The organism is Pedobacter sp. KBW06, assembly GCF_003852525.1.
In the GTDB taxonomy this organism is placed as follows: domain Bacteria; phylum Bacteroidota; class Bacteroidia; order Sphingobacteriales; family Sphingobacteriaceae; genus Pedobacter.
On the sequence record NZ_QAJL01000003.1, the window covers coordinates 1,409,275 to 1,432,708 of the forward strand.

The following is a 23,434-nucleotide window of genomic DNA, read 5'->3' on the forward strand; positions in this document are numbered from 1 at the left end:
GACAAAATCAGTGTCTGCGAAAAGGCCCCGGAAGTTTGCCCCTTTCAGGGCAAAAATTCCAGCCTTTGAGCAGCGCACTAATTTTGCCCTACATGAAACTACCATCCCCCCTACGCATAATTCCTCTGCCATTTTTGCCCTTCGCACCGGTCCATTTTTGCAATCTCATGCTCAAACGAACCATAAAATATCTGCTCAATGCATTTGATCTGGTATCTACAATTGCATTTTCAGAAACATCCTGGCTCACAAAGTTATTTTGATTCAGTAAGTCAAAAGCCTGGAAAGTAACCTTTCCTCTCCTGTCAAACAGTTCCTTTTCCACATACATATTGATGACAAACGGGTTACTGGTTACATTTGCACTAATTCCCCTCACATAGTTTTTACTCGCACTATAGCCAAATAAATAAGTGTCCCAGAGATAAACTCTTCCGTCCAGATTCAACGCAAGGGTATTGGTATTACTGTTAGCGTTTATCAGCAGACTATTTGTTGATTTGGTATGATTATAAGAGACATTTGGATTGATTTCGAACCATTCTGTTGGATTGATCCTCGGACCGAAACGTTCCACCATCGTTAATACATTTGTGTTATTCTGTAAACCATTCGTCATAGACATACGGTGGTCGTAACTTACTGAGCCACTCAGAGCGAGGTTGTATTTTCTGTCATTCAACTGTTTATTAACCGAGTAGTTTGCATTTATCCTGTATATGCCATTCTGGTTCAGGTACCTCGTTTCATTGATATAATTGGTGATCCCGCCCGCAAGAGATTGTCTGATCTGAACCGTGTTTCTGATGACTGCATTATCCGTCATTGTACCGTTCAGATTGAGCGAGTAATTGAGTTTCGAGTTGGCGATATAATTATTGTAATTGGCATTAATGGTATGCGTAAAAGCAGCCAGCAGGTCGGGATTACCCACGATCGGATTCTGAGGATTAGACACATCTCTTACGGGCTGAATCTGATCAAAGGTAGGTTCTACCGCCGTTCCTGAATAATTGATCTGCAGTTTATGTTGTCTGGACCATAAATACTCGAAACGGGCGATCGGAATCATGTTAAAGCTGTTTCTATGGGTGGTTGTACCCAGGCTTTGTTTCGTCCCTGAAAGTACTGCAGGCACTGCAGTTAATCCAAGGGAGAACCTGACTTTAGAATTCCTGTCCATACCATAGCGGTAATTCAGCGCAATACGCCCCTGAGTAAAGGAATAATTATAAATGTTACTTAGCGAATCAATGATGGCCAGGTTTCCATTGGGTCCGATATTTCTCGTTGTCGCGGTATTGTCGTAACCGTTATAGTTGATCTGCGCATTAAATTCCAGCTGCGTATTTAAAGTCAATGGCTCCACATAAGTCAGACTACCTCTGTAATTGTCCTGAAGATTTTTACGGGCAATCATCCTGTTGACTAAAGAGTCCCGGTGTTGGGTCTCTGCAATATCGGTATAAAAGATATACCTGGAATCCTGGGTTTGTTCCGCATCCTGATTATTGCTGTTCAGTTCTATCTGAGTGGAGATATTTCTCCTTGGCTTTTTAAACAAATGCTGATAAAATATCGTTGCCCCGATTTGCGGTCTGGTATTCGTACTTAAATTTTTCGTGAATTCGTCCCTGTGGTTAAACCCATCCTGGAAAATCGTATCAATTCTGGAGTTCCGGGTAGAATTGTATCTGAATGTAGGTATGAATTTCAGAAAGTTATTGCTGTCGAGTTCGGCTTCAATCTCCAAACGGACATTATGGCTCTTGGTCAGGTTATCAGCAATGCTCCGTCTCACTTCATTGGTTACATTATCAACAGGTGCAGCTTGCGCATTAGGGTCAATTGCGGCAAATCGTTTTGCGGTACTGTTGTTAAGGGAATTCACGTCTGTGGTATTAAAACCATAATTTAAATTCACCTCCACCTTCTTGCTCACCTTATCCCGGTAACTAAAGGAACCAAGACCGTTTTGTGTGGTTCCCCCACTTCCGGTAGCAGCTCCACCGTTATTGTTATTTCCACCACCATTTCCACCTCTTCCACCGCCGCCACCGCCACCGGTATTACTTCCGTTATCTCCACTTGGAGCTACACCATTAACAGTATTGTTAAATCTTCCATTGACGCCGATGGTCTGGTTTCCGTTCACTCTCGTACCGAAAAGTCCGGATTCAAAGCGCTTATTGCTTCCCGCCCCTACGTTTACATTGGCCATATTTCCGACAGATTTATCGGTCCTGGTGGTAATGTTTAAAATCTTTTCCGGATCTCCGTCTTTAACGCCGGTTCTTGCCGCCTGATCCCCATAATCATCCACCACCTGAATCTTTTCCACGATCTCTGCCGGCAGGTTTTTAATGGCATTTGCCAAATCCCCGCCCAGGTATTCCTTTCCGTTTAATTTAGCCTTGGTTAAAGTTTGCCCCTGGTGGGTAACTGTCCCGTCCGTCCCCACTTCCATCCCTTCCATCTTCTTCAGCAATTCGTCTACCGTAGCGTTCTTCCTGACGATATAATCGCTGGCTTTGTATTCTACTGTATCCGTTTTATAAGTGATCGATGGCGTTCCGTTGATCACCACTTCATTCAGCTGGTTCTTTTCTTCCTTCAATGTGATGGGATCCATGACAATTCTTGGAACAGCATCATTTTGTTTATAGCGTACCGGTTTGGATGCTTTATACCCTATACTCTGGACTAAAAGCGTATAAGTAGCCGATTTAACATTTTTAAAAATAAAGATCCCGTCTGCATTTGTGCTCGTTTTCAGGGTGTCTTTATCTGAGGTCAGACTTACCGTCGCACCGATCACGCCCAGGTCTGTTGAATCTTTTACAATCCCGCTGATTTCCCGGGTTGGCAATGGAGGTGGAGGGTTCTGCCCTTTAGGCTGGTCCTGCGCAAAAAGAAAAGCCGAACTAAAAATAAGGCTGAATAAGAGGACTAATTTCTTCAAAGCTCCAGATTGTCGGGCGCGATGGACTTGCTGCAGCCGGAAAGCTGTGAGCTTGTAAGATTGGTTCATGTTGTCTATATGGTTGGTTTGTGTGTGTCTTTTTATTTCCGGGCTAAAGTATATTTACCCCAAAAATCGGTAGGGCTGGCCAGTGCCTGAAAATCAAAGCCGGAATTTCCTCCCCCTCTTGGTCCGAATCCACCACCGCCAAATCCACCTCTTCCGCCGCCGCCACCGCCGCCGCCAAAACCACCACCATCTAACCCTGGTATCTGTAATCCGTTTAATTTGATATTATAAGCAAACTCCGTACTGCTGTCTTTTGTAAGACCAAAAGCGGCCAGTGGAATCGCTATTTCATAGAAAAAGGCATTGTCGGCACCAACTGATGCGACCGCTTTAATTCCATGTTCATTATATATAGATATCAAGGTATCTGCAGTATTCTTAAATCCACTGATCCTGATTTCTTTGACCTGGGCAAGTTGTGTTCTCTGCACTGCGGCCATCATAGAATCGCGCTGTTGCTTGCTCTGCTGCTGGCCACCGCCTCCGCCCATCACTGTTCCCATCATCATCCTGCGGCCTCCACCCTGTCCGCCTCCACGGTTTGTATTGCCACGGTTTATTAACGGATAAGTCAGTGTGATGCTTTCTTTTTCCTTCTTTTTACCATCAGGATTTACAGAAAATGTGATCCCTCCGGCCATAATCTTCATGTTATTGGCCCCATCTGTAGATTTAATCGCTACATAAAGATTATTGTCATCATTGGCGATGGTATAATAAATATTTGTCCGCTTATTTAAAGCCTGAAAACTGTCGTTCCATTCTTTGTCTTTACCATCCACCCTGATTCCGGCAGGAGCAATTAGCCCGGCTGTCTGTACATCTGGTAATTTCTGCGCATATCCTGATAAACTGAAACCGGCAAGTAAAATGGTGTGGAAGGTGAATTTGAAAAATTTAGCTTTCATAACGGGTCAAATTAATGGCAGTATTTTGTATGGTTGATGTGGTTAAGACTTTGTAAAATGATTTAGGTTTAATCGCTATAATTAATTTTTTTCTTCTTCATTTAGTTTGTTACAATCAACAATAGATTTCCATAACAGGCGCCCTTCTGAAAGCGGTGTTCGATATCAGTAGATCCCCTGCTTGTCCGGAATATATCGTCGAAACCTACCAGCAACATCTATTTGACCGGAAAGATGTCCCTGGTGCATTCCCGATACATCTCAGGGACGTTCCGGTTAACTGTGGTCATCGAACAACAATCGAATAAGGTTACATCCGCAAAACAAGTATTGATACTTTTTAAACGAAAACCTGTCTTTTTGCGTTTTAATTGTATACCTTGAAAAAAAGAGCCAATATGATGATATACGGAGTAAAAGTTGGATTTTCAGAAATAATGATCATGATGATGGGCTTAATTATACTTTTCCTGGTGATCAGGGCCTTTATTTTTCAACCCAGAAGTTAAGTTGACATTTGAGCTGCCCGGTGCAGACACCATTAAGAGCATTTCCGGTCAGAAAGCATTTTACAATCTATAGTGGAAAAGAAGCTGAATTTAGGTTAAAACAGATCTAATGATCTGAAGGCAGCGCTCCCCGTTTCTGAAAAATATAGATCAGGTAAAATAAAGCAGGCAAAATAAAGATACTCCCGATCAACAATGCATAAGCCAGGGAGTCTATTGTTTTTGTTTGTCCCTGATGGGTCAGTAAGGAAAGGTTCTCACCATTCTTCAGCATCACAATATCCGGAAAATGACTGTAGGTCGCAGCAAACAATATCATGGAAACCTGAAAACCGGCCAGCAGCCTCAGCATAATCGGCTTGTCCCGCTCTAAAATAAAGAACATGATCACCAATGAAATACTGGCAGCAATAATGGCAATCAGGCCGGGAGTATCTCCGAAGATCCAGTTAAACAAAGGAATTTGTTCCAGATAAGCGGCAAAGAAGACCAGCGCCCCACACCCCATTACGATAAAAATGGTTCTTCGTGCTTTTCTGGTAAAGTGTTTCCGGTCGCTTTCGTTATCGGTTTGTCCGATGATAAAGATCGTGGCTAAAAATCCGCAAATGCTTACCGTAAAAATTCCAACCGCTATAGAAAACCAATTGAGCCAGCTAAAAACATAAGCCGATAAAAAATCATTTGCCAAAAGGTCGATCCTGCCCGAAACGGCACTTGCCGCAATGATCCCAAGAAAAAAGGGCGTAATCAGGCTGGAATATACAAAGATCGGTGTGTACACCTTTTGCATGTCATCTTCTACGGCATCGTAATTTCGAAAAACAAAAGCCGTTCCACGGGCAATGATACCGAGCAGCATGCAAACCAGCGGAATGTGCAGGTAAACGGAAACCGTGGTGTATATTTTAGGAAAACCTACAAAGAGAATCACAATAGCGATGATCAGCCACATGTGATTGGCTTCCCAGATCGGGCCTATTGCATCATACATGGTTTTACGGGTCCTGTCTTTATTTCCTTTAGAAGTAAAAAGCTCGATAATTCCTGCCCCAAAGTCGGCGCCGCCTAAAAGGATGTACAATAAAATGGCGGTCCAGAGAAAAATAATAACAACGTAGATCATAGGATTAGCTTTTAGGGACTTCAGTGGAAGAATCGTATAACTTACCCACCATGGTAATCTGGCGGTACAACAACAAACTCACAATTACAGAAAGCGAAATGTATACTCCTGTAAAAAGGTAAAAGGAATAGGCAATTCCGGGCATTGGTGTTACCGCATCGGCAGTCCTCATGATCCCATGAATGATCCAGGGTTGCCGTCCAACTTCGGTAACGGTCCATCCGGCCTCCAAAGCGATGAAACCCATCGGAGTAGCGATCACAAATAATTTCAGCAGCCAGTTGCTGTTCAGCCATTGTTTCTTCTTCCAGAGGGCGATAAAATACAATAGTGCAAGCCCTACCATGGCCATCCCCAGTCCAACCATCACCTGAAAAGCATAATGGGTTACACCTATCGGCGGCTGGTCTTCTTTAGGCACACTGTCGAGCCCCTTTACTTCTCCGTTAAAATCACCTGTGGCCATAAAACTGAGCAATCCGGGAATTTTGATGGCATAATCCACTTTTTTTCCGGCAGTATCGGGAATCCCTCCGATAATCAGCGGGGCATTTCTTTCGGTATGAAAATGGGCCTCCATGGCCGCGAGTTTCGCCGGCTGACGCTTTGCTACATCTTTGGCAGAGATATCGCCGCTGATGGGCTGTAAACAAGCCGCAATCGTTCCGAATACCGCGGCAATCTTAAAGGCTTTACTGTGGAAGGCCACATTTCTACCCCGAAGGATCATTAAGGCATGGACCCCGGCAACCGCAAAACCTGTGGACACAAAAGCAGCCACCGTCATGTGGAGTGCCTGGGAAAACCAGGCATCATTAAACATGGCCTTGATCGGATCAATATTGAGGTATTGCCCGTCTATATAATCGAAACCTGCCGGACTGTTCATCCAGGCATTTGCAGCGACCACCAGAATTCCAGACAGCAAACCGCTGATGCCAACCACCACACCTGTTGCCCAATGGAACCAGGGATTAATCCTGTTCCAGCCATACAGGTAAAAACCAAGCGCTATCGCTTCAATAAAAAATGCCGTTCCCTCTAAAGAGAAAGGCATTCCGAATATGGGTCCTGCATGTTCCATAAATTTGGGCCAGAGCAGGCCCAGCTCAAAAGACAATACGGTTCCTGAAACTGCACCGGTGGCAAAGAAAATCGCCACTCCCTTACTCCAGGCCTTCGTGACATCCCGGTAAACTACATTTTTGGTTTTAAGCCAGTAAAAGTGAGCCAGAGACATGAAAAATGGCATCACCATTCCAATACAAGCAAAAACAATGTGAAAGCCAAGGGAAAAGGCCATCTGAAGGCGGGCAGCTAAAAAATCGTCCATATTAAGGTTTTAATAAACGGTAATGGCTAAAAGAAATTCTGCGGGCAAAGTTAATGCTTAATGACTGTAGAACATATTATTTCCTGATTAATTAAACATAATGAAGTAAAAAAATTCTACGATTAATTAGTATTATTACGATACTTTCGTATGTTTACAATATTATCGTAGTTAACCCTCATTATTCAACCAAAAACAACCACATGAAAAAACAAATTCTTCTGATAGGCGGCCTTACCGCCTTACTTTTCGGCCCCCTTAAAGCCCAGAAAGCAGACAGCATCCGCGCAAAAGCAATTTACAGTTTTACCCATATCAAAGACACCATACAGCGTGATAAGGCATCAAGCGAAGAAATGGTGCTGCTTCTCGGTACAAAAACCAGTGCCTACCTGAGCATGGACAAAATCCAGTTCGACATTCAGCGCAAAAAAGACATTGAAGAACAAATCAAAAACGCTGTTCCCGGGAAGTTGAGCATCAACATCAAAGGCAGCCCGAAGAGCCTCACTTATGATGAGTTCTACCAATATCCTGCGGAAAAGAAAATCATCATCAAAAAAAAACTGGTTAACAATTACCTGGTCGAGGAAGCGCTTCCCGAAATCAACTGGAACATTAGCTCAGATACGAGTACCATTTCCGGTCTGAAATGTCAGAAAGCAACCACCCGCTTTAAAGGCAGAGATTATACAGCCTGGTTTTGTCCGGATCTTCCTTTCCAAAGCGGGCCATGGAAACTCAATGGCTTACCCGGATTAATTGTGGAAGCCCAGGATGCAAAAAAAGAAGTGGTTTTCAAATTTCAGGGATTTGAAAAGGTACACAATACCGCCGCAGTAAAACCAGAAGAACCAGAGTCCTCCATTGGTGGGGTCAGTATTGGTGGAAAGGTGAACATCTCCGGATTAACCAGTGCCGACCTGTTGAGCTCTCCAACCTTTTATTTGCCTAAAGGCAGTATAAAGACCACGCAAAAAGAATTTGATAAGCTGAGCGAGGCCATGAAAAAGGATCCCGATGGTTTCATCAATTCCTCACTGGCAGCGGAAGGACGTGGAATAACCGGACAAAGAACAATGACTAAAAGTAAATTCATCACAGAAACGGTTAACAATCCGATAGAACTACCTGAGGTAAAATGAGATTAAGCATGCTCCTGATCCTTTCTTTGTTCTTGACGAAGCAGGGCATCGCACAAAGCCAGATCCGGGGTCAGATTAAAGACCCTAAAGGCAAAGCCATAAACTCAGCCACCGTAACTTTGAAAAGCGGGGATGGAAAGATCATTGCCTATACCCGCAGTGATGAAAAGGGAGCTTATCAGCTCAAAGCAGCAGCAGTGCCGCCCGCCGGTTCTTCCCTTGAAGTGAGCAGCCTGGGTTATAAACGTGAAGTTCAGCCCTTTGGCGATCAGCATAAAAACTATGATTTTGTGCTCCATGAATCGGCCATCGATCTGCCAACGGTAGTCGTAAACAACAGGCCCAGACTGAAAGTAGATGGGGATACCCTAAATTATAAGCTATCGGATTTTAGCAATAAGCAAGACCGGGTATTGGGGGATGTCTTAAAAAAAATGCCTGGTATCGAGGTGGCTACAGATGGCAGAATCTCTTACAATGGCAAGAACATTTCAAATTTTTACATTGATGGAGACAACCTGCTGGACGACAAATACAACATTGCTACTAAAAGCATTCCAAAAGAAGCGGTAGATAAGGTTCAGGTGATTCAAAATGACCAGCCGATCAAAATGCTCAGGAATAAGATGAACAGTGATGATGTCGCCTTAAACATTACCATCAAAGATGAGGCTAAAATCAAGCTCATCGGCCAGGCCAGCCTGGGTGCCGGCCTTCCCAATCGTTTTGATGAAAACATCAATGGCATGATGTTCAACAAAAAATACAAGGGCATCAACTACCTGAAAGGAAACAACATCGGTAATGATCCGGCCAGAGAGCTGACTTCCCATAACTTTTCAGAACTCAAAGAGCGCCTGAATAATAATAAACCAGGTGCAATCTTATCTACCGGAGCTGCCGGTGTACCCGACCTGCCCCAGAACAGGTATCTTTTTAACCGTGCAGCCCTCCTCAACGTAAACAACCTCTTTAACCTGAAAAAGGATGTTCAGTTAAAAACAAACCTCTATTACCTCCTGGACCGGCAACAAAGAGATTATGATAAATTTACGGAGTATTACCTGCCTTCAGGAAATGTGAGTTTTACGGAAAAACAGTCCAATACCTCCAAACCAAATCAGTTCCGGGCACAGGCGAGCCTCAACATCAACCGAGAGAAATCTTACCTCAACAACACCTTCATCAGCAATTACAGCCCAATGAAATACCAGGTCGGTTTAAACACCAATGGCATTCCCTTCGGACAGCAACTCCGGCAAAAGGCATTTGATGTCTCCAATGAATTCAGTTACCTCAACACACTGAAAAACGGGAACATCTATAACCTGTACTCCTACCTCAGTTACAGCAATCAGCCGGAGAAACTACAGGTTAATTCGGGCTTAAATGAGGAGCAGCTGAACCAGGGAATTCCCTATTCAGCGCTCATACAGACCAGCAATACCCCTGCCTATTTTACCAATACCTACCTCTCCTTTAAAAAAGTATTTTCCGGAATTATCCAGACTTATAAAACGGGCTTTAGTTTCCAGGCGCAGCAATTAAATTCTGCACTAAACACCGTCCAGGAGGATTCACAAATACAACCGGCCGCAATTGAGGCCTTCAATAACCTGGAATGGAAACGGTCAAACCTGTATACGGAGGGATTGTATGAATATGAAACGGAAGACGAAAAACTGAAGGCCAGTCTCAGTGTACCATTGAGCTATCAGTACATTCAGTATCGGGATCCGGGTTATGCACTGGATCAAAAAATGAATAAGTTTTTTGTAAGTCCGGGCCTAAGACTCAAGTATCAGACAGGAGTAGAGAACTATTTGCAGTTTTCCTATGCTTTAAAAAATGAACTGGGGACTATGGATGATGTCTACCGGGGAGCGATCTTGAAAAATTACCGCAGTTTGTACGCCAACAACGCTCCCTTATCTGAGCAAAAGAACCATACGGCGGCACTGAGTTTCAATTACCGAAAAGCCATTACAATGTTCTTTTTTAATCTGCAGGCAAGCTATAGCAGGATCAACCTGAATACCATATCTTCCAGCATCCTGACCAACAACCTGCAGCAAAGAATCGTATTGCCTTACGACAATAACATCAGCGCGTATAATCTGGCCGGAAATGTCAGCAAGTATTGGTTTGAACTAAGGACAACCTTCAGTATGGGATTGAGCTGGTCGCAAAGCATGAATAACCAGTTTCAGAACAATACACTGCTGCCCTACAAGGCAATAAACAACGGCATAAAAGCAGGCTTTCAAAGTAAAATCAGCAATAACACCAATTTAAACTATGCTATAAATTACAACCAGATGGAGAGTAAAAGCACAGCAAATAAAGAGGAACCAATAAGATATCAGCAGATCAGGCAACAGGCAGAATTGTCTCTGATGCCCTTCAATGATTTTTTCCTAAACTTATCGGCTGAGCATCTTTACACCAAACAATCCGGACAAGGCAAGCTGAGTTATCTTTTCTCAGACCTCAGCGCCAGGTATAAGCTGAACAAGATCAATACTGATTTTGAGTTCGGGATCAGTAACCTTGGAAACATAAAAACCTATCGTGCAGTGTACCTGTCCAGCAATGCTTTTACTTCCGGTACTTATGAAATACCCGGCAGAATAGCGATACTTAAAGCTACTTTAACTTTTTAAAGTCTTTTGTATAAATACGAACCCCTTTGGTTTTTGGGTATTGATCCGTCTTTTGGACATTTACACTTTCAATATCAATGGGGTTCAATTCTCTCATCTTTTCTGCCGAAACCTCTACATCGTCAATATAAATTTTAATGTCCGGATCCTCCCCAATAAAGGTTACCTGAGCAGGTTTTGTGTCGCTCCTGTTTCCTTTAAGCACCAGCACTTTCACCGAATCTTTACTCGTTAAATGCATAGATCCGACTCCCCTGGTTTTGAAAACTGCCATCCTTGTTGCTACCGGAGCTCCATCGGCATTGGTTTCCCCTGCATCAATCCGCCTGATCTGTATGGTAGTTAGCCGTTTCCCGGTATCTGTTTGTGCTATGTTTACAGCTGTTTCCATTTCGGCTTTCTTGCTGGTTTGCTGCAGTTCAGGAACAATTTTTGAGCTTTTATTTTTCTCTTTAACGATCTTTTTTTCAGTTACCAGAACTGATTTTTCTGCCTTTGGCGCAGCTGACGATCTGCTGTTCGTTTTAAGGGCAGGCTGAAAACCAAGGTTCGCTTTTATCTCTGTTTTAAATAAGGTAAATGCAGTAGTCAGCACCAACAATACCGGTAACAAAAACACGTACCTGATTAACTGAACACCCGAAGATTTTCTGGAATTCATCATGATAATCCGCCTTTTTATTCCTGTGATATTGAAGTTATTCATCAGGACTGAAGGTGTTCCCGAAGAAACAGTATGGATCATACTGTATTGATAAGCTTTTCGGTCAATCCCTTTTTTCAGAATCTGCTGGTCTGTGATAAACTCTACATTTTCCTTAATTGCTTTTCTCATGTACCATACCCCTGGATTAAACCAATAAAAAACAGTGGTCAGTTCTGCCAGAAGAATATCTACCGTATGCCATTCTTTTACGTGTACCTGTTCATGCTCCAATACAGCATCCAGCTCTGTTGGCTGATGAAGATCAGGATTGAGGTAAATGTTCCGCCAAAAGGAAAAAGTGCTGATGTTTCCTTCCAGAAAACGAACCTCATACGCGTTCACCTTCCCAGGGACCGAACTTTGGTGCACCCGGTAGAGGGAGTAAAACCTGATCAGCATCCGGCCGGACATGATCAGCACACCTGCCCAGAAAATGACCCTGGCAATGAACCAGTAATCAAAACCTGCAGCATCAGTGGCTGCAATATAAAAAGTAGGCAAAACTGCAGCGATTGGTCTCAATGCTTCCTCGTGTTGGCCGAAAAGGGCCATAGGATCCACGAATGGATACAAAGAAGAAAACACAATTCCCGCAAGCAGGAAGAAACGGTTAAGCGTATAGAAAGTAAGCTTCCGGAGAATCAGGTAATAAGCCAGGCAAAAGAGGAGCAATCCGGCATTTACCTTCAACAGAAAAACAAAGAATTCGGGCATCACATCAGTTTTTAGGGTTTTCTATGAGGTTGATAATTTCCTTTAGCTCATCAGCACTAATCTTATTGTCTTTTGCAAAAAAGGCAACAAGCTCCTTATAGGAATTCTGAAAGTAGTCGTTCACAAAACCACTCATAAAGCGCTTTTTATATTCTGTTTCTTTCACCTTAGCACTATAACGGTAAGCATTTGCAAATTTCTCGCTCTTTAAAAATCCTTTGCGTTCCAGGTTTTTAACAGTGGAGGCCAATGTTGTATAAGGAGGTTTAGGCTCCTGCAGCAGCTCCATAAAATCCTTAATAAAGCCAGCACCAAATTGCCAAACGGCCTGCATGGCCTCTTCTTCCTGTATAGTTAACTTTTCCATAAATACGATATTATCGTAAATATACGAATTGTACGTTGACTTTATCAAAAATATTGCACTGCATTTCAGCCTGCATCAATCAACATAAAACAACAATAAATTAATTATTAGTTACAAATATTACTTTATAGAAATAATATTGTATAGATTCACCACTCATCAATCTCATTTAATTATGATTCTAAAAATTGATTTTAACCGCAACAACCTAAAAATCCCGGTTTACGGATTTGCATTCCTTCTGTTGTTTTTTGCCCAGGCCTGCAAAAAACAAAATCCCTTGAGCGATTCTTTGCCGGAGGAAGAAAAGAAAGAACCTTTGAAGGAGATCCTGATTCCTGTAAAAATTGAAACGGGAAAGCTGGTCACCGAACTGAAATACCAGGAGGGCAAATCTTTGCTGAATGAGATCAGTTATCCTAACGGAGAGGTATGTAAAATCGTCTACACGAAAACAGGTTATCCCCAAAGACTGGAACGGTATAAGAACAATAAACTATTCCGGTATTTTAGCTATGCACTGGACGCTGAATTCCGCATCAGCAAAATACAAAACTGGGACAACAGCAGTGCAGGTCTAATCCTGCTGAATCAGTATGTGGTCGGGTACGACAAACAATCCATCATCAGCACTAAAAAATATGATGCTGTCCCAAACCTCCTTGAAGAAGAAAGCCGGACTTATGGGACCACAGGAAATCCGGAAACCACAACCAGTATCAAAAAGAGCATCAGCGAATCACGGAGCTGGACTTACGACGATAAAACTGGAATATTCATTAACCTTCCTTACGCCAGTTTGTTCTTTCTGGAAGAAGCATATGCTGAGCTCAGCATGGGAAAGGGCAATCCCTTAAGCGCTTCTTCCCTCAAAAGCCCATCGGAAAACAAGACGTTCAGTTATATCTATAACAGCAATAACTACCCTTCAGAAATCACCATCAAAAAGGGAAATAGCACAGAAACCATGAAAATTACTTACAAAGTGATCAAACCGGACCTTACTTCTTCAACAGGCGTTCTGCCCTGAACAGGTAATCAACCGACTGCAGGATTTTGGCCTTTAGCTTAGGATTGTAATCAGGATGCGCTTTCAGGAAATTTGTCACCACCTGAACGGCTTCCTCAGTCTGATAATTGCTAAAAGTAGCGGACAACCAGTTCTGTGGAAAGAAAATATCTCCGGTAGTTTGAATTTCTGACAGCATCTCCAGGCTCTTAGGCAAGTACTTCACTGAAGTAGCTTGCCGGAGCGGATGATGCAAATAATATAAGGCAACCCCCACATTCGACTCCTTTGCGCGATTTGCTTTTAACTCCAGGCTTTTAAAAAACGCGTCCCGGTCTGCAGGAACAGAAGACACTGCCGGCATAATAAATTCGAAACGTTTCCTCCGGTCTTCATTGCTGATCCTGTCCAATTGTGCTTTCAGGATAGCTGAATTGTCCTCTTCCCGGAGTGCCAGTGAAAACGCTAAAGCCGTATAATCATCTTCAGAGAGTTTCAGGCCTTCAGGCGCCTTCCGGTCCTTCCAGATCTGATACAATTGACGGCCCGCTTCTTTAGATAAAAAGATATCCTGATAGGTTTTAAAAAGCAGCTTTTTATGGTTGGCTGAAGTCTGGTTCCCCATTGCTTTCCAAAGTGCCCGTTCCAGCGAAGCTGCTTGCTGCAACCTTCCACCTGCATCAGTAAATTCCCAGAAAATCGTAGAAATATAACCACTGATGAGCTTGAGGTTCAGCTCTTCTTTTTCTTTATCCAGCCCGGCAATGAAAAGGTTCAAAAGTTCAGCCGGCTTTACAGACCTGCCGCTCAACATGTTCTCATATAAAGAGATATAAGCTGAAGCGCGCTCCAGTGGTTTATCAATGGCATACAGACTTTTAAACATTCCCGGATCTACAGGCCATAAACCATAGCCCTGACCAGAAGAATTGAACTGTACAAATAAAGGAGCATCCATTCCGATCACCTCTTTCAGCTCTACCTCTGCCGCATTCAGATTTACCGTCAATTCTTTAACACTGCCAGGATAATGCAAGCTGACTTCAAAAAGCTGCGGCCAGATTTTATCTTTTCCATATTCCGGTTTTTGCTGAATGCTAAACCTGCTGATTTTATGATCTTTCTGTTCCAGCACATAATCTACAACAGGTCTGCCGGTATCATTTACCCAAACCTTGTTCCATTCCTGTAAATCCGCATCTGCATATTTATCCAGAATGGCAATCAGCTCAGGCCAGGATGCATTGCCATTGGAAAACTTCTTCAGGTACTCCCTTACGCCCTGCCGGAATTTCTCTTTCCCCATCAGGCGCTCCAATTGCCGCATCATGATCGGTGCTTTGTGGTAAATGATATTGCCATAAAGCGTTCCCGCATCTTTTAAATTATTTAAATCCTGTCTGATGGGATTCGCACCAATACTGCGGTCCACCCCATAGGCAGCAGGGAAATGGTCTACTAAAAATTTAAGGTCAAACACATCCTTTCCAGTAATGGCCTCCGTGCTCTTATCTGCCATAAAATTGGCAAAAACTTCTTTCATCCAGACATCGGTGAACCAGTTCATCGTCACCAGATCACCAAACCACATATGTGCCGTTTCATGGGCAATGAGGTTATTCCTGGAATTCCATTGGTCTTTTGTGGCACCCGCATCAAGAAACAAAGCCGATTCTTTATATTGAATTGCGCCTACGTGTTCCATTCCTCCAAACTGAAAATCGGGAATAGATACAAAGTCAAACTTTTGAAACGGATAAGGAATCCCCGTCCAGTCTTCCAGAAACTTCAGGGAACTTCCATGAATTTTAAAGACTTCGCTGAGGCTATGGTTGATTTTGGCCGTATCAGTTTCCCGGTACAAAAAGTTCGCCTGCAAATGATCCATCTCCCCTTTAGCAGATTTGAATTTACCCGCAGCAAAAGCGAAGAGATAAGTGCTGATCGTATCTGAGGTTTTAAAATGATAGGTTTTACGTGATCCGGCTAAAGTAGAGTCTTTTAGTCCGCCATTGGCAATTGCTTTCCAGTCGGCCGGAACTTTTAAGGTCAGGGTATATACGGCTTTCAAATCCGGCTGATCGAAACAAGGAAAGACAGTTCTTGCCCTGTCCGGAACAAATAAAGTATACAAATAATCCGAATTCCGGTTCAATGCACCATCTCCTGCAGTAAATTCCAAATCAACTACATTTTCTCCAACCTTTAAGTATTTAGCCGCAATGATGATGTGCTCATCCACATGCAAAAGTTCAATCGGGACACCGTTCACCGCAATGCTTTTAAGCTTCGCCGGATCCTCCTTAAAGTCAAGCTCTACCGAATATTTTTTTGATTTCAATTGAAAAGAAACCTTCTCCACAGCGCCGATTTTCTGATCCTTTTGGGCAGGAATATCCAGTTCCAGCTGATAATGAACTTTACTGATGACTTCCTTTCTATGATTGGCAAGTTGTTGGGAAACTCCCTTTTCCGGATAAACAACCGAGGCAGATTTTATTCCTGAACAGGAAACCAGAACGGCAGCAAATACCGGAAGAATATGACGTACATTAAGCATTTGGCTAATTTAAGTAATGATTTTCTAATTTATCTGTCAAGTTTAAGAACAAAGGATGGATATCACTGAAATAAGCATTCTTTAATGTAATTTAGTAGCAACAAAACTTAAATCAGATGAAAACATCATTAAAGACGGTACTGATTCTTGCATTAGCAGTATCATTAAACACGGAGCTTCAGGCCCAGGGCGTTAAATTGCCACAGGCGAGTTCTGCTCAAACCATCACACAAGGCTTTGGATTAGGAAAAGTGACGCTCTCTTACTCACGTCCAAATACAAAAGGCCGCAAAATTTTCGGAGCAATGGAACCTTTTGATAAGGTTTGGCGTACCGGAGCAAACGGAGCAACCTCCATCACTTTCAGCGATGCAGTAAAAGTAGGTGGTCAGGAATTAGCTGCCGGAACTTATGGTTTATTTACCATTCCCGGTAAAGATGAATGGACGGTAATATTCAACAAGGACTCCAAACAATGGGGTGCTTATGAATACAAAGAAGCAGAAGATGTGTTGCGCATCAAGGTTAAACCAGTGAAACTTAAAGAAAAAGTGGAAACCTTTACCATTCAGTTTGCCAATGTTCTTCCAACCACAGCTCAGATCCAACTGGCCTGGGAAAACACAGGATTAAACATTGACCTGTCTACAGAAATTGATGCACAGGTAATGGCAAGTATTGATGAAGCAATGAAAGGGGAGAAAAAACCTTATTTCGCGGCAGCACAATATTACTATGAAAATGGTAAAGACCTGAATAAAGCTTTAGAATGGGTCAATGCAGCGGAAGCAGCAGATGGCAAAGCACCATGGGTAAAATTATGGAAAGGCCGTATTCAATTGAAAAAAGGCGATAAAGCAGGTGCCATTGCAACCGCAGAAGCTGGAATCAAATTAGCTACAGAAGCTAAAATTGAAGAATATGTAAGGTTAAACAGTGCATTATTGGCTGAAGCTAAGAAATAAGCTTAACCGCATTTTATAGCCCATGGCTATTTAAAGAATCCCTGTTGTGCTTATGACAGGGATTCTTTTTTGATCTCTTTTGGTTTATCTTTTCCTATGACTCGTTGCAGGATAACCGCAACCAGCACCACCAGCAAACAGCCAATCACATTGAGCCATAAATAAGCCACCCATTTCTGCTGGCCAATAAAGATCACCGCTGTTTCTGCTACGATGGCTGCCAGGAATACAGCCCTTCCATTCACCTGCTTCAGATAGAACGCAACCAGGAATACCCCCAGGATAGTTCCATAAATGTAGGAGCCGAGAATATTCACCGCTTCCAGCAGATTTCCGATTTTACTGGCATACAATGCCATAATGATACAGACCACGCCCCAGAATACGGTTGCCCATCTGGAGGCTTGCAGGTACTCATGATCAGATCCCTTTTTCCGGATGAGTCGTTTATAAATATCAATTACCGTAGTCGAGGCCAAAGAATTCAATGCGCTGGCGGTAGAACCCATGGATGCCAGAAAGATAATGGCGATGAGTAAACCAATCAATCCCTTTGGCAGGTATTGCGTCACAAAGCTGAGGAAGATATAATTGTTATCGTTGATGTCTGCAGTCTTATCATTTTTGGTCATCAGATCGGTCACCTCTTTCCGGATCCCTTTCCCTTTTTCATCGGCAGCTTGCAGCGCCTTCCGCTGAAGGTCGATCTCGGTTTTATTGTCCTGATCCAGGGCCTGGTTCATCTTATCAACGACCAGTTGCTTTTCTTTAAAGGCGAGGTCATAATCGGCCTTTAACTTATTCAACTCCGGATTATATTCACTTTTCTCGAGCTTATTCAGTTCAAAGCTGTTGAAGAAAATAGGTGGACGGTTGTATTGATAAAACGTAAACACCAGCACGCCTATCAGTAAAATAAGAAACTGCATAGGGATCTTTACGAGCCCATTCATCAACAAGCCTAACCTGCTTTGATTTACGGAGGCGCCAGACAGGTAACGTCCCACCTGACTTTGATCAGTTCCGAAATAAGAAAGCTGTAAGAAGAAACCGCCAATCAATCCAGACCAGATCGTATAAGGGTTTTGGAAATCAAACTTAAAATCAATCGCATTTGTTCTCCCCATCTTTCCGGCAATGCTGAGCGCTTTGCCAAAACCGATATCTCCCGGTAATAAATGAACCACCATAATTCCCGCCGCAAAAAGTCCGCAGAAAATGATGCTCATTTGCAGCATTTGAGTATAGGATACGGCTTTTGTACCGCCATATACCGTATAAAAGACCACTAAACTTCCGATAAACAGTGTCGTATAAGTGGTGTTGATGTCCAGGATCGTGGAAAGGATAATCGAGGGCGCATAAATGGTGATCCCGGTAGAAAGACCCCTGGAGATCAGAAACAGAAAGGCCGTTAATGCCCTGGTATTTAAATCGAACCGTTGTTCCAGAAATTCATAAGCAGTGTATACTTTCAGCCGGTGATAGATCGGCACAAAGGTAATACACAATACAATCATCGCTAAGGGCAAACCGAAGTAAAACTGCACAAAGCTCATCCCCGAAGAATAAGCAAGACCCGGGGCAGACAAAAAAGTAATGGCACTGGCCTGCGTAGCCATCACCGAAAGGCAAACATGGTACCAGGGTAAACTTTGATTGCCCAGAAGATATCCCTGAATATTATGGGCCCCGCGACTCTTATAAACGCCGTAAACAACAATCACGACCAAGGTGAGGATCAATACGCCCCAATCTACACTACTCATTGAAAATATTTAGTAAATGCATAAAAAATCAGGATCAGGAAGATCAGCCAGCCAATCAGGAAACGATAAAAGCTCCTGTAATTCTCCATTATTTTTTGTTCGAGATTAAATTAACAAACAGACGGAAGGCACCCGGTACCCCGGCAGGCAATTGCCTGAAGAAAGCAAGAGAAGTATATACAAACCTTCCTTTGCCATAATCAGCAACAATCAGAGAACCGTTCTTTGCAGATTCTCCCGTGTCATGCATCTCCAGAATCGGGGTATATTTAGGATCAAGGTCTACCGCAAAGTATAAACCCCGCTCCTGCACCCAACCCTCAAAATCTTTGAGGCTGATTTTGTTCGGATAGTTTAACACCGGATGATTTGGTGCCAGCAAAGTTACTGCTGCATCTTCCTCCGTTACCCGGTCTCTGGATAAGCTAAAAGGATAAGGCCCGATATCATTCCTTTTCAATGGCGAATTTACATTGTACTGAACAAGCAGAACACCACCATTCTCCACATATTTCAGGAGTTTAGGCTGCATCGCATTGAGCTGTTCATTAATGTTGTACAAACGAACCCCGGTCACGATGGCATCAAAAGCGGAAAGGTCTCCCTGGATCACCTGTTGCTCGGAAAGCAGCTGCACCTCAAAACCAATCTGTTTTAAAGATTCCGGAACCAGGTCTCCTGCTCCTGCAATAAATCCGATCCTTTTACCTGCAGTTTTCAAATCCGTATGGTCGATTCTGGCTTCCGAAAAAGGGAATAAGGTTTGCACAGGAATGTGATCATAGCTCAGTACACGCAAGCCCTGATGAAAGCTTTTGCCATCCACCATTACATTTAAAGCGAAATCTCCGCCAGCTGATTTTGCGGAAGGACTCAGTTTAAAGGACACACTTTGTTGTTCTCCTTTTTTACCGAGCTTAAAATCAATCTTCTCCGGACTGATGCTCCATCCTTCAGGGAGTTGAGGAATCAATGTTCCGGCAACCTGATCGCGGAAGCCTTGCAGCTCAACAGGAATGGTTTTACTTTCATTCCCGTTAAACAGAAAAGCTTTCTCCCTAATGGTAGCCGTCACCGGAGGAGCAATTACCAATGGCTGGTATACCTCTCCTTTTACAGGGTCGGTAAATTTATAAATCACCGGGTATTTCTTCTCTATGATCTGATCACCGATCTTGATTTTGAATATTCCGTTAACCAGGGCATGGTTTTCAGGAAGGCCAATCAGGGCTAAATCATCCACTTCATAACTGCCTTGTCCATGCTTTTTTGCCAGCCAGTAAGGCTGACTAAGCTGATCGGTACTCCCAAATATCTTACGGTCCATCGCCATCATTCTGTTCGGAGAAAGATCGGCCTTCACCTTACTTTGCATTTCCTGAATATTGATGGAATATGGAAAATCTTCTTTTACCCTTGCAATGGCCTGTATTTTTACCGTGATGGAATCATTAACGGCATAGGCAGGATTTAAAGCCGCTACTTCTATCCAGATTCCTGAACAGGCAAGGATGAGTTCATCCAGTAACTCCTGTTTGAAAGGTTTTCCTTTAACCAGCTCACGCAGCTTTAAAAGTTTGGCTACCGAAGCGGAAGGGTTTGAAACCTGATAAGTCGCATTGATATCGTTTAACAATTTCTGAACTTCAGACATACCGGAGTTCCTGTTTAAAGTAAAATCGATTCCTTCAAAGAGATCTGATTTCGCTTTTTCACCAGCTACAGGGCTAAAATATTCAATTGCTGAGCCCCGCTGTCTGGAAGACCCAAATCCCTGGCTCTTATGGTTAGACCTGCTTTCTGCAGCAATCTCTCCATAACCTTTGCCCAATAGTGCATTGTACGAACCTACATCAATTTTCAGCTGATCTTCTGAAGTGGTATTCGTTCCTCCAAAATTAAAAGTATTCCAAACGATGCGTTTGGCCTGCCATGGCTTCACAAAAGCAAGTTGCTCCGGAAACTGTTTAGGATCTGCAGCGGCAGCAAAGGCTTCCCGCGCAAGGATGGCAGAACCGGAATGATGACCATGTCCTGCACGGGCATCTTCAGGAAAACGGGTAATGATGACATCGGGTTGAAACTTACGGATCACCCAGACTACATCGGAAAGAATTTTTGTTTTGTTCCAGATCTTAAAGCTTTCTTCCGGATTTTTTGAGAAACCAAAGTCGTTGGCCCTCGTAAAGAATTGTGCCGCTCCATCCATTCTCCGGGCAGCAAGCAGTTCCTGCGTCCGGATCAGACCTAAGAGTTCGGCCTGTTCTGTACCGATCAGGTTCTGGCCCCCATCCCCTCTGGTTAGGGAAAGATAACCTGCCTTTACCTTTTTTTCCTTGGCAAGGTAAGCCAGCAACCGGGTATTTTCATCATCGGGATGCGCAGCAATATACAAGACGCTCCCGCTAACATTTAAGCTTTCCAAGCCTTGTTTTATCTCGGCAGCGTTGAGTGTTGGACTGTATTGCGCCTTTATAAAAAAAGGAAACACAACGAGTAATGAAAACAGGTATTGACGAAATTTCATATACAGATCTTAATGTTCGAATGTAAATAAAACATCCCCAATCTGAAACTTAATTCCGTCAATATCCGTAACAATCCTGAAAAAGACGACTTGTCTTATAGGAGAATCTTGCTGCTTACTTCTTTATCAATGGTGATAAATCCGGGATATTTCACCAATGTTCCACCAACTTTGAAGCTTGGTCTGATTTTTAAAGTCAGAATTCCTTTTTTCTCTCCACCATTCTTATTGCCTTGTAGAAATTCAGTGATTTCATTCATCACCTTGCTATTGGTTACAAAAGGATAGATGTTTGCAATCATATCCAATGGAACTGTAGTAGATTGCCCGGGCTGAATGTTTACTTCCTGATTCACAAATCCATTTACAAGCTCCTGTCTGTTGATCAGGATTTTATATTCAAACTCATTGATCGCTGCTGCATTTGAAGTTGGGTTGGTAATTTCGAGGTTTAACCTCGCCTTTAATGGGATGTCTTTCCTTAACAGACCCAAGGCCAGCCCCGGAAGACTTCCTAAATTGAGATCCTGGTTGTTTAGCAGCCTTTTAACATCGGTACCTGCCAGAGAAATCTGATCAGCTGAATGGATTTTGTACGTGCATTTTTCCAGCGCTTTTATTTGGCTGGCTTGATTGCCAATCCCACAACTCTGAATAATAATTGCCGTCAGGCAAAGGAAAATGATCTTTTTCATGATATATCTGTTGTTTTCTTTGTGTGCAGATTTAAAGGTACAATAATAGCGCCATTTAGCTATAACGGACGAATCCCTCAAAAGATATCAGCAGAATTTATTTCCTTCCGGTTTAGCCGATCGCATTTATAACCTGAAAAATCTCCTGCTTCGATTTTTCAAAGATTTCTCCTCCAAACTCTTCGTTGTCCAGTGAAATGGTGCTTACGTCTTTGACCCCCATCATTCCAAACACGAACTGCAAATAGCTGGTTTGAAAATTCATACTCTCATTTTTTTCATGCTTCCCATAACCCGTATCACCTCTGCTGGAAAGGATGTACATCTTTTTATTTTCAAGCAAGCCTATGTAATCCCCGTCCGGTTTACCAGACCGGAACTTCCAGGTTTCATTGATCCGCATCACCTGATCAATATAGGATTTCAACCCGCTGGGGATCGACCAGTTATACATAGGAGTTCCAATCACATAGATATCATGTTCTTTCAATTCCCGAACCAATTCATTACTGAATTGCAACGCTGCCTGATTTTCAGCGTTCTTATCCTCTGATTTTAAAAAGGCACCTGCAATCCATTTTTCATCAATGGCTGGTATAACTTCAAGTCCGATCTCCCGGAGTGTAAAACGATCCTCCGGATACCTGCTTTTCCAGTTGTCAATAAATAACTGCGTCAACATTCTGCTATACGATCGTTCCCCTCTGACACTTGCGTTAATAATGAGTAATTTCTTCATTTGCTTTAAATTTTAGGAAAGCAAAATTCAGCATCAGGAACCTCAAAAATATTGACCTAGTTCAATGGCTTTTTATTTCTTCGCCTGATCCTGCTCAAAAATTCAGCAGAAATCCCCAGGTAGGAAGCAATAAGGTATTGCGGCACTTTAGCAGCAAGTTTTGGATAGTTTTGCAGAAAATCCAAATACCGGGATTCTGCATTATGGACATTGTTCATTACAATCCTTCGCTGCAAAGTACCCAGATAACTTTCCAAAATAATCCTGAAATATCTTTCCAGAGCAGGAATCTGCTCCAGCATCCTTTGAAAAGAAGCAAAATTAATCTGCAAAAGCTCGGTCTTTTCCAATGCCTGGATGTTGTATATGGAAGGTTCCTGCCTGCGAAAACTCTCTATATCTGTGGCCCACCATTCATCTGTCGCAAAGTAAAGAATTTCCTCTTGTCCGGTATCCGCATTGATATAGAATGCTTTTAAGGTTCCAGATATGATATAATTATCTGTACGGCAAATCTCTCCGTTTCTCAACAGGTAGTCATTTTTATCCAGCACCTTTTTCGTCCAGAATGAATTGATGAGCAGGATCTCCACTTCGCTAAGTCTGACCTGCTTCGAAATGTTATCGGTTAATTTCTGTATTGAGCTCAAATTGATCCTTAATGGCAT

Annotated in this window: 16 protein-coding genes; 4 read left to right on the forward strand and 12 right to left on the reverse strand. The window is 42.8% G+C overall.

Annotation, left to right across the window (positions count from 1 at the left end; genetic code table 11):
- Nucleotides 1-88: 88 nt before the first annotated feature.
- The 4 genes from DBR43_RS20700 to DBR43_RS20715 all read right to left on the reverse strand — a co-directional run bounded on the left by DBR43_RS20700 (nucleotide 89) and on the right by DBR43_RS20715 (nucleotide 6,907).
- Entirely contained in the window at nucleotides 89-2,962 is a 2,874-nt protein-coding gene (locus DBR43_RS20700) for a TonB-dependent receptor (protein ID WP_233603066.1), read from the reverse strand.
- A gap of 101 nt (nucleotides 2,963-3,063) precedes the next feature.
- Nucleotides 3,064-3,939, reverse strand: coding sequence for a hypothetical protein (locus DBR43_RS33235; protein ID WP_199757094.1), 876 nt, complete (start codon nucleotides 3,937-3,939; stop codon nucleotides 3,064-3,066).
- A gap of 615 nt (nucleotides 3,940-4,554) precedes the next feature.
- A complete protein-coding gene (locus DBR43_RS20710) occupies nucleotides 4,555-5,574 on the reverse strand; it encodes a cytochrome d ubiquinol oxidase subunit II (RefSeq protein WP_124584263.1) in 1,020 nt (339 codons plus the stop codon).
- Nucleotides 5,575-5,578: 4 nt separating this feature from the next.
- Nucleotides 5,579-6,907, reverse strand: a complete 1,329-nt coding sequence (locus DBR43_RS20715; protein WP_124584265.1) for a cytochrome ubiquinol oxidase subunit I — start codon at nucleotides 6,905-6,907, stop codon at nucleotides 5,579-5,581.
- Between the two features lie 203 nt (nucleotides 6,908-7,110).
- Between DBR43_RS20715 and DBR43_RS20720 the strand changes: the two genes are divergently transcribed.
- On the forward strand, nucleotides 7,111-8,052 hold the full coding sequence (locus tag DBR43_RS20720) for a GLPGLI family protein (RefSeq protein WP_124584267.1): 942 nt from the start codon (nucleotides 7,111-7,113) through the stop codon (nucleotides 8,050-8,052).
- Nucleotides 8,049-10,715, forward strand: a complete 2,667-nt coding sequence (locus tag DBR43_RS20725) for a carboxypeptidase-like regulatory domain-containing protein (protein ID WP_124584269.1) — start codon at nucleotides 8,049-8,051, stop codon at nucleotides 10,713-10,715. Before DBR43_RS20720 ends, DBR43_RS20725 begins: the two co-directional genes overlap by 4 nt.
- Here DBR43_RS20725 and DBR43_RS20730 read toward each other — a convergent pair.
- Together DBR43_RS20730 and DBR43_RS20735 are read right to left on the reverse strand one after the other, a co-directional pair.
- A complete protein-coding gene (locus tag DBR43_RS20730; RefSeq protein ID WP_124584271.1) occupies nucleotides 10,699-12,135 on the reverse strand; it encodes a M56 family metallopeptidase in 1,437 nt (478 codons plus the stop codon). The two genes, DBR43_RS20725 and DBR43_RS20730, sit on opposite strands and share 17 nt — an antisense overlap.
- Before the next feature lie 4 nt (nucleotides 12,136-12,139).
- Nucleotides 12,140-12,502 carry a BlaI/MecI/CopY family transcriptional regulator gene (locus DBR43_RS20735; protein WP_073233275.1) on the reverse strand — a complete coding sequence of 121 codons (363 nt, stop codon included), beginning with the start codon at nucleotides 12,500-12,502 and terminating at the stop codon, nucleotides 12,140-12,142.
- A gap of 175 nt (nucleotides 12,503-12,677) precedes the next feature.
- Here DBR43_RS20735 and DBR43_RS20740 point away from each other — a divergent pair, with 175 nt between their 5' ends.
- Nucleotides 12,678-13,532: a hypothetical protein gene (locus DBR43_RS20740; RefSeq protein WP_124584273.1), complete on the forward strand. Its 855-nt coding sequence runs from the start codon at nucleotides 12,678-12,680 to the stop codon at nucleotides 13,530-13,532.
- Here the strand turns inward: DBR43_RS20740 and DBR43_RS20745 are convergent.
- Nucleotides 13,504-16,071, reverse strand: a complete 2,568-nt coding sequence (locus DBR43_RS20745) for a M1 family aminopeptidase (protein WP_124584275.1) — start codon at nucleotides 16,069-16,071, stop codon at nucleotides 13,504-13,506. The two genes, DBR43_RS20740 and DBR43_RS20745, sit on opposite strands and share 29 nt — an antisense overlap.
- 116 nt (nucleotides 16,072-16,187) lie before the next feature.
- Here DBR43_RS20745 and DBR43_RS20750 point away from each other — a divergent pair, with 116 nt between their 5' ends.
- Nucleotides 16,188-17,036, forward strand: a complete 849-nt coding sequence (locus tag DBR43_RS20750) for a DUF2911 domain-containing protein (RefSeq protein WP_124584277.1) — start codon at nucleotides 16,188-16,190, stop codon at nucleotides 17,034-17,036.
- A gap of 50 nt (nucleotides 17,037-17,086) precedes the next feature.
- Here the strand turns inward: DBR43_RS20750 and DBR43_RS20755 are convergent, their stop codons facing one another.
- From DBR43_RS20755 to DBR43_RS20775, 5 genes are all read right to left on the reverse strand, one after another.
- Nucleotides 17,087-18,805 (reverse strand): sodium:solute symporter, encoded by a 1,719-nt coding sequence (locus tag DBR43_RS20755; RefSeq protein WP_124584279.1) that lies wholly within the window; start codon nucleotides 18,803-18,805, stop codon nucleotides 17,087-17,089.
- Between the two features lie 88 nt (nucleotides 18,806-18,893).
- A complete protein-coding gene (locus DBR43_RS20760; RefSeq protein WP_124584281.1) occupies nucleotides 18,894-21,332 on the reverse strand; it encodes a PIG-L family deacetylase in 2,439 nt (812 codons plus the stop codon).
- A gap of 95 nt (nucleotides 21,333-21,427) precedes the next feature.
- Nucleotides 21,428-22,027 carry a hypothetical protein gene (locus DBR43_RS20765; protein ID WP_124584283.1) on the reverse strand — a complete coding sequence of 200 codons (600 nt, stop codon included), beginning with the start codon at nucleotides 22,025-22,027 and terminating at the stop codon, nucleotides 21,428-21,430.
- A gap of 112 nt (nucleotides 22,028-22,139) precedes the next feature.
- Nucleotides 22,140-22,766: an FMN-dependent NADH-azoreductase gene (locus DBR43_RS20770; protein ID WP_124584285.1), complete on the reverse strand. Its 627-nt coding sequence runs from the start codon at nucleotides 22,764-22,766 to the stop codon at nucleotides 22,140-22,142.
- A gap of 56 nt (nucleotides 22,767-22,822) precedes the next feature.
- Entirely contained in the window at nucleotides 22,823-23,434 is a 612-nt protein-coding gene (locus DBR43_RS20775) for a Crp/Fnr family transcriptional regulator (RefSeq protein ID WP_124584287.1), read from the reverse strand.